Annotated in this window: 10 protein-coding genes; 2 read left to right on the top strand and 8 right to left on the bottom strand. The window is 61.2% G+C overall.

Annotated features, from left to right (window positions below; genetic code table 11):
- Positions 1 to 250 precede the first annotated feature (250 nt).
- The gene (locus AACH73_RS09390; RefSeq protein WP_272742706.1) at positions 251 to 1,048 is read right to left on the bottom strand and encodes a GDSL family lipase; all 798 of its coding nucleotides are present in this window, start codon (positions 1,046 to 1,048) and stop codon (positions 251 to 253) included.
- Between the two features lie 174 nt (positions 1,049 to 1,222).
- On the opposite strand from AACH73_RS09390, the gene AACH73_RS09385 reads away from it, so the two are divergent.
- The gene (locus AACH73_RS09385; protein WP_338734666.1) at positions 1,223 to 3,088 is read left to right on the top strand and encodes an ABC transporter ATP-binding protein/permease; all 1,866 of its coding nucleotides are present in this window, start codon (positions 1,223 to 1,225) and stop codon (positions 3,086 to 3,088) included.
- Positions 3,089 to 3,108: 20 nt separating this feature from the next.
- Here the strand turns inward: AACH73_RS09385 and pseI are convergent, their stop codons facing one another.
- From pseI to AACH73_RS09355, 6 genes are all read right to left on the bottom strand, one after another.
- Positions 3,109 to 4,170: a pseudaminic acid synthase gene (gene pseI / locus AACH73_RS09380; RefSeq protein ID WP_338734665.1), complete on the bottom strand. Its 1,062-nt coding sequence runs from the start codon at positions 4,168 to 4,170 to the stop codon at positions 3,109 to 3,111.
- 232 nt (positions 4,171 to 4,402) lie between these two features.
- Positions 4,403 to 5,602: a UDP-4-amino-4,6-dideoxy-N-acetyl-beta-L-altrosamine transaminase gene (pseC, locus tag AACH73_RS09375; protein WP_338734664.1), complete on the bottom strand. Its 1,200-nt coding sequence runs from the start codon at positions 5,600 to 5,602 to the stop codon at positions 4,403 to 4,405.
- Entirely contained in the window at positions 5,599 to 6,645 is a 1,047-nt protein-coding gene (gene pseB, locus AACH73_RS09370; RefSeq protein ID WP_272742711.1) for a UDP-N-acetylglucosamine 4,6-dehydratase (inverting), read from the bottom strand. Before pseB ends, pseC begins: the two co-directional genes overlap by 4 nt.
- A gap of 29 nt (positions 6,646 to 6,674) precedes the next feature.
- Positions 6,675 to 7,313 carry a WecB/TagA/CpsF family glycosyltransferase gene (locus tag AACH73_RS09365; protein ID WP_338734663.1) on the bottom strand — a complete coding sequence of 213 codons (639 nt, stop codon included), beginning with the start codon at positions 7,311 to 7,313 and terminating at the stop codon, positions 6,675 to 6,677.
- Between the two features lie 232 nt (positions 7,314 to 7,545).
- Positions 7,546 to 8,214, bottom strand: coding sequence for an OmpA family protein (locus AACH73_RS09360; RefSeq protein WP_338734662.1), 669 nt, complete (start codon positions 8,212 to 8,214; stop codon positions 7,546 to 7,548).
- Positions 8,215 to 8,383: 169 nt separating this feature from the next.
- Complete coding sequence (locus AACH73_RS09355) at positions 8,384 to 10,153, bottom strand: serine protease (protein WP_272742715.1); 1,770 nt, start codon at positions 10,151 to 10,153, stop codon at positions 8,384 to 8,386.
- 420 nt (positions 10,154 to 10,573) lie between these two features.
- Between AACH73_RS09355 and AACH73_RS09350 the strand changes: the two genes are divergently transcribed.
- Entirely contained in the window at positions 10,574 to 11,575 is a 1,002-nt protein-coding gene (locus AACH73_RS09350) for a 2-oxoglutarate and iron-dependent oxygenase domain-containing protein (RefSeq protein ID WP_338734661.1), read from the top strand.
- Between the two features lie 118 nt (positions 11,576 to 11,693).
- Here AACH73_RS09350 and AACH73_RS09345 read toward each other — a convergent pair whose 3' ends face one another.
- Positions 11,694 to 13,583, bottom strand: coding sequence for a M2 family metallopeptidase (locus AACH73_RS09345; RefSeq protein ID WP_338735726.1), 1,890 nt, complete (start codon positions 13,581 to 13,583; stop codon positions 11,694 to 11,696).
- Between the last annotated feature and the right edge of the window lie 84 nt (positions 13,584 to 13,667).

Raw genomic sequence — 13,667 nt, 5'->3', positions numbered from 1 at the left:
GTTTGTCTGCCCCCCTGCCTTGTGCGGAAGGTCTTAAGGTTTCCACAGATGGCCACAGATGCGGCCCGAAGGGCGAGCCTCACACAGATTGTAGAGGCTCACGGCTTCAGCTCTTGCACGGACCATCTGTGTGACCGCCTTTGGCGGTCATCTGTGTCATCTGTGGTAAAATAAAACCATACAAAGGCGCGGATGGTGGGGCCGTAAAGACGTCGCACTCTTGCCCTCAACCGCAGCCGGTGAAAGGGATTTACTTCACCAGTGCCTTCACCTTGGGGTCGGCCTTAACCCACAGATCAACCACCATCTGGCCGAAATAGTCCGAACCCTTGGGGCCGAGGTGCGTATAGTCGAAAGCCTGGGCAGAGCCCTGCCCCTGAGAGGCGTCGGTGAATTTGGCAGGCACCGTGGTGCCGGTCGGGGCGGCCTCCAACACATTCTGCGGCACCGGCTGCCCGGCAAGGCTAAGCGATTCGACCGCCCCCATAGCCTGCACCTTCGCCTGCCCCTCGGCATAAAGGTCGATCAGGGTCGTGTTAGTGGTGCGCGCGATCAGGCGCGTCACCTGCGCCCACGGCAGCAGATCGCTTTGCAACTTGCCATTTCTGAAATGGCGCTGCGTCAGGGGCGTGACCAGCACCGGCACCGCACCCGCCTTTTTCACGTCCAGCACATAGCCGCGCATGTTCGGGCCGAACTCGGTTTCAATATTGGTGTGGCGTTCCGGCTTGGATGAGCCGTCATTATGCCCGAACTGGATCAGCACATAGGTTTTCGACGCCGTGCCGTCGTTCAGTTGCGCGAGGTTCTTGTCCCACAGGCCTTCGACGCGATAGCTCTTGGACGAACGCCCGCCGCGCGCCGCGTTGACGCAGACCACTTCGGGTTTGAACTGCGCGCAGAAGCCTTTGCCGTAGCCCGACTTGTCCGTCATGGTCGAGTCGCCGACCAGAATGACCCGAACCGGGCGGGTATCGGCGGGTTTTTCTGCCGCCAGAACCGGCGTTGACAACAGTAAGGCAGCAGCGATCAGGGTGCGACGTAGCATCGGGCGTCCTCTTATCTTCTCCCCCCACGAAAAAGGGGACGTGTTGATTGTCTGTGAGCATATACGATCAGTTTTGATTGTAAAATAAATCTGGTCATTAGTTGGATTTTGTACCGGTCCGGACCTATATATGCGCAATCCTTTGCCGCACCGAAAATCGAGTCCCTTAGCCTGATGAACGCGCCCGCCCCCATGCCCAAGCCGAAAGGCAAGGCCTCCGATACGCTCGCCTTCCTCAAACCCTATCTGTGGCCGGAGGGCCGGGCGGACCTTAAGGTGCAGGTGCTGTGGGCGCTGGCTGCCATGCTTGTGGGCAAGCTTCTGACCATCGCCACGCCCTTTGCCTATAAGTGGGCCACCAACGCCTTCACGCCGGGCGAGACGGGCGGCAAGACCGATCTTTTGACCCTGGTGCTGATCTCACCGGTGATCATGGTGCTGGCTTACGGCGTGGCGCGGATGATGTCACAGGTGTTCAATAATATCCGTGACGCCATGTTTGCGGGTGTGGGGCAGCACGCGGTGCGCGGCCTGTCCAATCGCGCCTTTAATCACCTGCACAATCTGTCGCTGCGCTTCCACCTGCAACGCCGCACGGGCGGCCTGTCGCGGGTGATCGAGCGCGGCAAGATGGGCATTGAAACCATCATCCGCCTGACCATGATGGTCGGCATCCCGACGGTGGTGGAGTTTGTCCTGACCGCAGGCGCGCTGGGGTGGCAGTTTGACCTCATCTACGTGGCGGTCGTCGCCGTGACCGTCGTGGTCTATGTGTGGTTTTCCATCGTCGCCTCGAACATGCGTATCGCCATCCGCAAGGAGATGAACGAGGCCGATTCCGACTCGATGTCGAAGGCGGTGGATTCGCTGCTCAACTTTGAAACCGTCAAATATTTCGGCAACGAACAGCTTGAGCGCAGCCGCTATGACCGCGCCACCGCAGCCTATGAGAAGGCGGCGATCAAGACCTATACCTCTCTGGCCTGGCTCAATATCGGGCAGGCGGTGATCTTCTCGATCGGCATGACGATTGTGATGCTGATGTCGGCCTATGAGGTGATGAACGGCACCAAGTCGCTGGGCCACTTCGTGCTGGTCAACGCCTTCATGATGCAACTGGCCATTCCGCTGAACTTCATCGGCACGCTGTACCGCGAAATCTCCACCGGCCTGATCGACATGGAAGCCATGTTCAAGCTGCTCGATGAACCGCAGGAGGTTGTCGATACGCCGGGCGCGCCGGACCTCAAGGTGGGGCAGGGGGCTGTGGCTTTCAAAGACGTGGTGTTTTCCTATGACGCCGACCGCCCCATCCTCAAGGGCGTGTCGTTTGAGGTGCCGGCGGGCAAGACCGTGGCCATTGTCGGCCCGTCCGGTGCGGGCAAATCGACCATTTCGCGCCTGCTGTTCCGCTTCTATGACGTGAAGGGCGGTGCTATCGAAATCGACGGGCAGGACATCCGCCACGTCAATCAGGCCTCCCTGCGTCGCGCCATCGGCATGGTGCCGCAGGACACGGTGCTGTTTAACGACACCATCGCCTACAATATCGGCTATGGCCGCAACGGCGCCTCACGCGAAGAGGTTGAAGCCGCCGCCGAACAGGCCCAGATTTCGGCCTTCATCGCCTCCCTGCCGCAGGGCTATGATACCGAGGTGGGCGAACGCGGGCTGAAGCTGTCGGGCGGCGAAAAGCAGCGCGTGGCCATTGCGCGCACGCTGCTGAAATCGCCGCCGATTCTGATCCTCGATGAGGCGACTTCGGCGCTCGATACCCATACGGAGCGCGAAATTCAGGCGGCGCTGGATGAGGTGTCGCAGAACCGCACGACTCTGGTTATTGCGCACCGCCTTTCGACCGTCGTGGGGGCCGATGAGATTCTGGTGCTGAAGGACGGGCTGGTGGCTGAACGCGGCAATCACGCCGAACTCATGAAGCTCAAAGGCCTCTATTTCGGCATGTGGGAGCGCCAGAAGGCCGCCGACGCCGCCCGCGACCAGCTCGCCAAGGTGCTGGAAGCCGAGCTCCCGGCGGAGTAGTCAGGCTCAAGACTAGGCGTTCACCCCACCATGTCGTCGCTCAGCGGTTCGCCGCTGACGATGTCGCGGGTCGCCGTCTTGCCCAGCACATCCCACAGGCGCACCGGCGGCAGGCCCAGCCCCGGACGCACGGAACGCACATTGGCCCTCGTGAAAGTCTCGCCCGCCTTCACGTCCGCTACCACATAGAGCGACCGGCGGAAGGTGCGCGAGGTGCGCTCTGAGCCCACCAGATCGTAATGGACGTGCCCCAGAGCCGCCCAGGCGTCCTTGCAGTCCTTCACAAGTGCCGTAAATTCAGCCGGTTCCAGGGAAAAGCCAGAGTCCGGGCCCCCATCGGCGCGCGCCAGCGTGAAGTGTTTTTCGATGACGCAGCCCCCCAGCGCGATGGACGCCACCGAGGCGGCTGTCCCGAACGTATGATCGCTGAGACCCGACGGGCAGCCGAACTTCGCCCCCAGATCGGGCACGACGCGCACATTGGCGTCGGCGATACGGGCCGGGTATTCGCTGACGCAATGCAGCAACACGATCTCGCCCGTGCCGTATTGGCGCGCGGTGGCCACGGCGGCTTCGATTTCGCTCAGATTGGCCATGCCCGTGGACATCACCAGCGGCTTACCCTTCGCGGCGGCATAGGCGACCAGCGGCAGGTCAATCAGCTCGAACGAGGCGATCTTGAACGCAGGGGCGCCCAGGGCGTCGAGAAAGTCCACCGCGGTCTCGTCAAAGGGGGACGAAAACATCGTCACCCCGCGTTTGGCGGCCCGCTCGAACAGCGCGGCGTGCCAGTCCCACGGTGTATGCGCTTCATCATAGAGGTCGTGCAGGGTGCGCCCGTCCCACAGCCCGCCCGAAATGCGAAACTCCGGGCGGTCGGATTTCAGGGTAATGGTGTCGGCCGTATAGGTCTGGAGCTTGATGGCGTCGCAGCCCGTATCGGCTGCGGCATCGACCAGAGCCAGCGCCCGGTCGAGCGAACCGTTATGGTTCCCCGACAGTTCGCAGATGATGTAGGGGCTATGGGCCGCGCCGATTTTCCGTCCGGCGATGCTGATTTCGGGAGCGATTTTTGGGGTCATGACTCTCCCTTCATACCTCCCCAGCTTGCTGGGGAGGGGGACCGCACGACGCGCGCATCGCCAGATGCGGTGGTGGGGGGTCTTTCAACTGGATGCCGGGCAGCCAATTTCAGGTATGGCGAGCCCACCTCCGTCTGCGAAACCCCTAGTTTCGGATCCCATCGCTTGCGAAAGCTATACTCTCGCTGCGCTATACCCGCCAGCAAACTGGGGGAGTATGAAAAGAGGGTGCTCATCCCAGCACCTCTTTCAACGCCTCTATGACGCGCGCCGGATCGGCGTCGTCCATGTCGGGATAGAGCGGCAGCGACAGAGTCGAACGGTAGAACGCATCCGCGCCGGGTAGTTCGCGCGGGCTCAGTTGCCGTGTCTGCCAGTACGGCTGACGGTGCACAGGGATATAATGCACCTGAGTACCGATGCCGCGTTTGCGCAAGGCCGCCATCACCTCGGCGCGGGTCTGGCCCGCTGCGGCAAAGTCAATGCGCGGTGCAAACAGGTGAAACACCGGATCATCGCCCGCCGCCGGGGGCATCCACGACACGGGCAAAGGGCTCTGAGCCAGCGCCGCCTGATAGGCCGCGACCAGCGCCTTGCGCCGTTCGATAAACCACGGCAGGCGCGTCAATTGCGCCACGCCCAGCGCACAGTTGATGTCGGGCAGGCGATAATTGTAGCCCAGACTCTGCATCTCATAGACCCAGGGGCCGGTATCGTCGCCATCGCCATAGCCCAGCCCTTCAAAACGGGCCGGATCGCGCTCGATCCCGTGGCTGCGCAACTGACGCAGACGCCGCGCCAGTTCAGGGTCGTTGGTGGTGATGGCCCCGCCTTCGCCAGTGGTCAGGGTCTTGACCGGATGGAAGGAGAAGTTGGCCATGTCCGACGCCGTACAGGCCCCGATGGTGCCTTGCGGCCCCGTACTGCCCAGCGCGTGGCAGGCGTCTTCGATCACAAAGGCTCCGCGCTTGCGCGCTACAGCGGAGATATGGCTAAGATCGACTGGACGCCCGGCATAGTGCACGGCGATGACCCCGGCAAAGCGTTGCGACGGGCCGATCAGGGACAGGGCCGCGTCAAACGTTTCATTGGTGATCAGGCCGGTCAGGGGATCAATATCGGCAAAGATCACCTGCGCCCCGCAATAGGCCACGCAATTGGCCGAGGCTGCAAAGGTGATAGACGGCACGATGACCACATCATCGGGCTTAAGGTCTTGCGTCAGAACACACAGATGCAGCGCCGCCGTACCGTTCGAGACCACCACGGCTTCTTTGGCCCCGACCGTGGCCGCCAGTTCGCGCTCGAAGCGCTCAACCATCGGGCCGGTGGTCAGATAGTCGGCGCGCAGGGCCTCAACGACGGCCTCAATATCGTTGTCGGCTATCGACTGCCGCCCATAGGCCAGAAACGCGGCGGCCCCGGCTGTCACGCGAGATAGGCCTTCATCAGGCCGCGAATACCGTCGATATCGAGGCGTTCGGGGTTGATGTCACTGGAATAGGCAAAGCCTTCATCGACCTTGGTCGCGCCGGTGGTGGCGGCAGGTGTGCGGGCGTATTCGACAAATTCCGGCTCGATAAAGTAACGGTCGGGCAGTTCCCACGTCGAACGCGAATCGTCGGCTGAGATCATGATCTCGTGCAGCTTTTCGCCCGGACGGATGCCGATAACCTTGTGTGTGGCCTGCGGGGCCATGGCGGTGGCCAGATCGCACACCGTCGTAGCCGGGATCTTGGGCACGAAGATTTCGCCGCCGCGTGTGGTCTCCAGACACGACAGGACGAAATCGACGCCCTGATGCAGCGAGATCCAGAAGCGCGTCATGCGCATATCGGTAATGGGCAGCTCCGTCGCGCCCTGTTCGATCAGGCGATTGAAATAGGGCACGACTGATCCGCGAGAGCCGACCACATTGCCGTACCGCACCACGCAGAAGCGCGTGCCGATGTCACCGGACAGGTTGTTGGCGGCCACAAAAATCTTGTCCGAGGCCAGCTTGGTCGCGCCATAGAGGTTGATCGGCGAACAGGCCTTATCGGTCGAAAGCGCCACGACGCGCTGCACGCGCTGTTGCAGGCAGGCCCACACGACGTTTTCCGCGCCGTTGACATTGGTGGCGATACATTCGGAGGGATTATACTCGGCCGCCGGCACCTGTTTCAGCGCAGCGGCGTGGACCACCACATCGACCCCGCGAAAGGCCAGCTCCAGACGCGGGCGATCACGCACATCGCCGAGGAAAAAGCGCAGCTTCGACAGCTTGTCCGCGTCATAGCGCTCTTCCAGCGCCTGACGCATCTCGTACTGCTTAAGCTCGTCGCGGGAGAAGATGATGACCTTGCGCGGGTCGTAACGGCTGAGCAGGGTATCCACCAGCTTACGCCCGAAGCTGCCCGTTCCGCCGGTGATCAGCACCACCTTACCCTTGACCGGGTCACTGCCGGGGGCAAAATCTCGCAAAAGCTCACTCATGACACACCCTCACGCTGACTCAGCGTCTCTTACGGATTGTGGCGCGGGCGGCTTTCATATTGGTTAACAGGGATGCGACGGCGACCGAACACATCGTCCAGCGCACAGGGGATCAGCGTCCACGGCTCGATGAAGTAGCGGCTGAACAGGCGGCGCGGTTCATGGACGAAGCGCACCAGCCATTCGATGCCGAACTGACCGGCCCAGCGCGGCGGTGCATACATGACCCCCGCCTCATAGTCGAAGGCGGCCCCCACCGGCAGGATTGCGCAGCCGGGCAGGCGGTCAATATTATTGAGGATCCACAACTCCTGACGCGGCATCCCCATGCCGACCAGCAATACGTCGGGCCGATAGTCCGCAATATCCTTCAGCAAGGCCTCGTTTTCCGGTCCCCGGACGTCGAAATAACCACTGCGGACTTCGAGCTTCACCTTAGGATGGCGTCCGAGGATGGCTTGTTTGGACACCTCGTTATACTCCGGCGCACCACCGACGTGGAAAACGCGCCACCCTTCGTCTGCGGCGCGTGACCAGAAGTCTTCGCGGAAATCAAGATAGGTGCAGCGATTGGCCCGCGTCATGTCGTGACCGACAAGCTTGCCCCACATAATCAGCGGTACGGAATCAATCTCGATCAGATCGGCTTGCGCGTAAAAACGGCGCATTTCCGCGTGCTTGTGGAACAGATAAACACTGTGAAGATTGTGATTTGCGACAATGGTTTGTCGCCCGCGCGTGCCAGCGATAAAATCCATCACCATCTCAGGGGTGACAACATCAAACTGCGTTCCCATTAAAGAGACGCGATTGACAGTTAGAAGGCGGCACGAGGGTTTCATGCCGCCAGCTTATTTCAGAGCGGTTTCCATCCCGCTACTAAAAAAAGTTAATAAATGGTTATTCTTGTACGGGGCGTAGCGTAATCTCCACACGTCTATTCTTCGCGCGACCCTCGGGCGTGGCGTTTGACGCGATCGGCTGACGCGATCCCATGCCGGCAACGAACAACCGCTGGCTGACGACACCGCGGCTTGTGAGATAGGCGGCCGTAGAATTTGCACGGTTTTCCGACAGCGGCTCGTTGATGGCGTCTGAGCCGGTCGAGTCAGCATGGCCGACGATATCGACATAGGTGGAGGAGTACTTATTCAAAATGGACGCCACATCATTCAGGACCGGGTAGAAGCTCGAATCAATTGATGCACTTCCCGAGCCAAACGTCACGTCAGACGGCATGTTCAGCACAATGTTGTCGCCGTTACGCGACACGGTTACGTTAGTGCCTGCCAACTCACGGCGCAGTTCGGCCTGCTGCTTGTCCATGTATTTACCCACGGCCGCACCGGCCAAAGCGCCAATCCCGGCCCCCAGAACCGCATTTTTGCGGCCCTGCTCACCCTTGTTGGTATTGGTGGCATAGCCAAGGCCCGCGCCGACGGCGGCCCCGATAATGGCATTGGTCTTGGTGTTGTCGCGCACCACTTCGCCGGTAACCGGATCGGTGGTGGTGCAGGCGGCGGTCATCAGCGCGACACCCGCCAGGGCGATCAGGGCCTTATTACGCATAGTCGTCTCTCCATATAGTCCTGTGCGTTGCGGCGACAGGCGCCGTTATGGGCAGTTAAGCCCTTTCACATGAACCTAGGATGAAGCCTGTAAACAGCCAATATTCGGGAAATAAGGATTGGCGGTGAATCCGGTAAATTAAAGGGCCGCAGATATAAGAAAACGGTAATCAGAGCGCGTTTGGCGATTTGGGCGCGGCGGGTTCCGGGGCCTTGCGGCAGCGCCACACCGTTTCGGTTTCCGGTGCGAAATTGAGGAAGGATTGCGCCAGTTGCCGTACCTTGCGCATATTGTCCTTCAGGGCTTCGGCCTGTCCCGTATCCTTGCCCGACGCGCAGCGCAAAGACCCCAGGGCGGCACGTTGCGCCACGTAGTCGCGGTGCTGTTCCGGGGTGAGGCGATAATCGCTGCGCTTGAAGGTCAGTCCGTCGCGCGACAATTCCAGACGCGCCGCCGTGGGTTCGGACTCCGATACGGTAAAGCGCAACAGGGTGCCATTGGTCTGAGCTTCGTAAGGCGTGCGGCCGTTGACGCAGGCATGACCGGCATCGAATTCGAAATCGGTAGGGCCGACACCGGGCAGGGGCTTGGGCGAGGCCTTGAGGTCCACATCGCAGGTCAGGCGCACGGGCCCGGCCTTTGTCGCATCGGCCTCGGAGATTTGCGACATCTTCTGTACCGCCGGGCTTTCACGCAGGACAAAGGCCAGCGCGATCAGGACGACAAACACAGCCAGCGCGATCCAGCCCCAGGGGAACGGATGCTTGTGATGGACTTTCTCTGTCCTGGCCTTGGCCAGATGCGGTTCGGTATGGGGTGTTTCGGCGTGCGCCGCTTCGGGCAGGGCGTGCGTCTCCTTGCCCTTCGGCGGATGGCGACGGCGGATGATCAGCGCGATCAGGACCACGACCAGCACCGACAACAGGACCAGCGCGCCCAGTTGCAACTGATCCATCAGGGCGTTCATCTGTTCGGCCTTGCGCTGTTCCTCCAGACGCTTGGCCTGCGCATCCCGATAGGCGGCCAGCGCCCGCGACAGACCGTCATCCTTGATGATCTCGTCTTCCGACTTGGCGTAGCAGGGCTCTGAGGTGGTCTGAACCGTCACACCGGTGGATTGCAGGAAGGTATAAAGCGCCGAAACGTGGGTGGCGACATACTGTCCCGCCGGCACGTCCATATCGCCGCTTTCCGACAGGGTGGACACCGCCGACCAGGTGTTGACACCGACCACCTGACCGCACTCGTCCATCAGCGGGCCGCCGGAATTACCGGGATTGATCGGCGCGGTGTGGAACAGCGTATCGACGCGTGAGCCGTCCGGATTGGTCGAAGCGAACAGGGCGATGGAGCCTTGCGTCACATAGGCGTCGGCGGGCTCCAGAAGTTCCGTGCCGCCGCGCTTCAGCAGGCGGTCGGTGATGCCGGGATAGCCCATGGCCACGATGCGCTGGTTCTTTTGCGGCACCAGCGACAGCTTGAGCGGCGCAATCTTGAGACCGTCGGCACGCAGAAGGGCCAGATCGCCCTCCACCCACGGCTTGACCAGAGTCACCTGCTGATAGGCGGCCCCCGTCCCCTTGTGCGGAACGATATAGATTTCCGCCGAAGTGGCCTCCGGAGGCGTTTCGATGACGTGGTAGTTGGTGACAATATAACCTGGCGCGACGACGAAGCCTGAACCCATGCCGACCGAATCGAGCGGCACCCCGCCATAGCCGCGATAGACGACCAGAACGCGGACAACCGACTGTTCCGATGCGCTCAGCGCCTTGGTGGAGTTGACTGGTTGCAGGGCCGGATCAATACCGGCCAGCGGCTCGGCATCGGCGGGAGGGGGCGGCAGGATCTGGGCGGACACAGGCGCGCAGAAGAGCGCCGACAGGGCGATAATGCCCGCCGCCGCCAAACGACCTATACTCTGAATGGACCTGCCCACCTTACCGCCGGACCCGATATTACAAACCTTGAGACGATGAATCGCCTGTACGGCATCAAAACGACACCTGCGTGATCGACGCAATCGAAAAATCGCCAAAAGTCGCCAGATAGCGTTTATCACCCCCCGACTGTGATAAACTTATACCAAGGGTCATTGAAAATGACTCTTGGTATGCCTGTCGAGAATTTTTCATGTCTTTGACACATATGAGAAATTATCGAGTTTTCAACGGCCGGATGCGGCAGCATCTTCGGCCGTTGGTATTATTCATGTAAAAGGCGCGTGAAGCGGTGCCGGATAAGGTTTCCGGTGTTGCCTGTGCGGCGTTTGGTCGCTTGCGTCCTTGACATACAAACGTCATAAGCCCCTCTATCCGCTATTAAACGTTTCATCTGCAAAGACCAAAGGCACCCCCGCATGATGTCGTCCCCGACCGCGCTCTACGATTCCGCCCCCCTGTCCACCGCACCGTCCATCGAGCCGGTGCCGCTGTCGCTGTACGACACGGACCTGACGGCTTTTTCGCAGAAGCTGGGCGCGTCGTTTGAACGCTATGGGTTTGCGGTGCTGTCAGGCCTGTTTGAGCCGAACGGCGCGGGTCTCGACAAAGGGCTGGTCGATAAGGCCTATGCCTTGACCAAAGCGTTTTTCGATCTGCCGGTTGAGACCAAGCTGCAATATGACGGGCGCGCCGGCGGCGGTCAGCGCGGCTACACCGCATTTGGCATTGAGACGGCCAAGGGCTATAAGGCGCACGATCTCAAGGAGTTCTGGCACGTCGGACGCGATCTTCCGGCGGGTCATCCGTACCGCGACCATATGGGTGATAATGTGTGGCCTGCCGAAGTGCCGGAGTTCAAACCGACCTTTCAGACGCTCTATGCCGAGATGGACGGGCTGGGCAAAAAGGTGCTGAAGGCCATTGCCATCCACCTCAAACTCGCGCCGGACTTCTTCGATGACAAGGTGAAGGACGGCAATTCGATCCTGCGTATGCTGCACTATCCGCCGGTGACCGAGGCGGGCGCATCGGTACGCGCCGGGGCGCACGGCGACATCAACGCCATCACGCTTCTGATGGGGGCCGAGGAGCCGGGTCTGCAACTGCTGGATCGTGACGGCTCGTGGCTGCCCATCACGCCGCCGCCGGGGGCTATCGTCATCAATATCGGCGACATGCTGTCGCGCCTGACCAACCACGTCCTGCCTTCGACCATCCACCGCGTGGTCAATCCGGCTGAAGCGCGCAAGGGCTTCTCACGCTATTCGATGCCCTTCTTCCTGCACTTTGAGAGCCCCTACCTGATCGAGACCCTGCCGGGCTGCATCTCCGAAGACCGCCCGGATCAGTATGCCGGTCAGTCGATCACCGCAGACGACTTCCTGCGCCAGCGCCTGAGAGAGATCAAGCTGGCGTGACAGAGGGACGACGCCCAGCCTCACAGCGCGTCAGTGGCATCGGAACTATCTCCCTCCGCCTCGACGCGCTTCGATGGCTCGGCACCTCCCCATTGCTACGCAATAGGGAGGAGGGGGGTTACCACCCGCAGTTTTGCCCGGCGTTCTGTTTGATCAGCCATTCATTGAGCGGCTTGAAATAGGCCGCTACGGCTGAGGCGTCGCCTTCGCGTTGCCCGGTGAAGGTCGCCATGGCCTCGGGCCACGGCTTCGACTGACCCATTTCCAGCATGGCGTTCAGCTTCTGGCCGACCTCCTTATGACCATAGATCGAGCAGCGGTGCAGCGGACCCTTCCAGCCGATCTGGTCGCAGGCAGCCTGCTGAAACTGGAACTGATAGATGTGGGCCAGGAAGTAGCGCGTATAGGGCACATTGCCCGCGACGTGATATTTAGCCCCGGCATCGAAGGCATCGTTCGGACGCACGCCCGGCGGCACAAGGCCCTGATACTGCTGCACCAGCTCCCACCAGCGGCTGTTGTACTGCGCCGGGGTGATCTTGCCGGAATAGACTTCCCAGCGCCAGCGATCGACCATCAGGCCGAACGGCAGGAAGGCAACCTTTTGCAGGGCCATTTTCAGCAGGTAGGGGATGTCCTCTTCCTCGCCCGGCACCTTGTCCAGAAGGCCGATCTGGTTGAGATAGACCGGCGTCACCGACGACAGGCCGATAAAGTCACCAATGGCCTCGTGGAAGCCATCGTTCGCGCCGTTCTTGAACAGGAAGGGCTGATCCTTATAGGCGCGCTGATAGTAGTTGTGACCCAGCTCGTGGTGGACCGTATAGAAGTCCTCGCCATTGACCTGCGTACACATCTTGATGCGGATATCGTCGCGGTTATCGAGGTCCCAGGCCGAGGCGTGACACAGCACTTCGCGGTCGCGCGGACGGGTGATCTGTGAGCGCTCCCAGAAGGTCTGGGGCAGGGGGGCAAGGCCCAGAGAGGTGTAGAAGCCTTCGCCGGTCTTGACCATCTTTTCCGGCGTGTACTTCTTTTGCAGCAAAAGCTTGTCCAGAGAATAGGACGAGCCCTTCATGCCCTTCGGGGCCACGATGTCATAGATATTGGCCCAGTCCTGCGCCCACATATTGCCCAGCAGGTCGGCACGGATGGGGCCGGACTTCGGCTGCACGGCATCGCCATATTTTTCATTGAGGCGGCTGCGCACATAGCAATGCAGATTCTTATAGAAGGGCTCGACCTGACCCCACAGGCGGTCGGTATCGGCTGCGAAGGCATCCGCCGGCATGTCATAGCCGGAGCGCCAGAGGGCCCCCGTATCGGCAAAGCCCAGCCCCTTGGCCCCTTCATTGGCCAGTTCAGCGAGGCGCGTATAGTCGCCCTTCATCGGCACCGATACGGTGCGCCAGCCTTCGAACATGGCCCGCAGGGTGGCGGGGTCGCGCGACGTAGCCATCACGTTCGAGGCGTCGTCCAGCGTATAGACCTTGCCCTTATAGCTGAACTTGCCCGTGGCATAGGTGGAATCGAGCGAGGTCGAAAGCTTGGCCATCTCATCGGCGGCCCCCGGACGATCCGCGGCGGGCAGAACCAGAGACAGGCGCAGCAGGTTCAGCTTGCGCCGCGTCACCTCATCGACGGCAACGTCGTTGAAGCGCGCCGCGCCCATGGCGTATTTCACGCTTTCCTCGGTCAGTTGCGCATTGGCCTTCGATTCCAGCCACATGGTGTCGTGGGTGATGTAGGTGGCGCGCACCCACTGCACGCGGGCGGCATATTCGCCGAGGTCGCCCAGCTTCTGTTCTGCGGCTTCGACATAGGCCTTGGCCTCGGTCGGACCGGCGGGCGGGGTAGGGGCCGGGGTCTCGGTCAGGGCCGGGGCCTTCGGGGCTTCGGTTTTGGGGGTATCGGCAATGGGGGCGGCGGCGGGCACCGTCGCGCAGCCTGACAACAACACACCGGCCACCAGCGCCGGACCTGCTACGGAAACCAGAAGACGCCGCATCATCCATACCCTCCTGAAGGAAAAACCGGACGGAGGGTGACGCCTGTTTTAACCATTCGTCAAGAGCGGTTGAGGATGAAACCG

It is taken from the genome of Asticcacaulis sp. DW145, from assembly GCF_037101385.1.
GTDB classification, from domain to species: Bacteria; Pseudomonadota; Alphaproteobacteria; order Caulobacterales; family Caulobacteraceae; genus Asticcacaulis; species Asticcacaulis currens.
The sequence above is the reverse complement of the archived record's forward strand: the minus strand, read 5'-3'. Positions and strand labels throughout refer to the sequence as shown.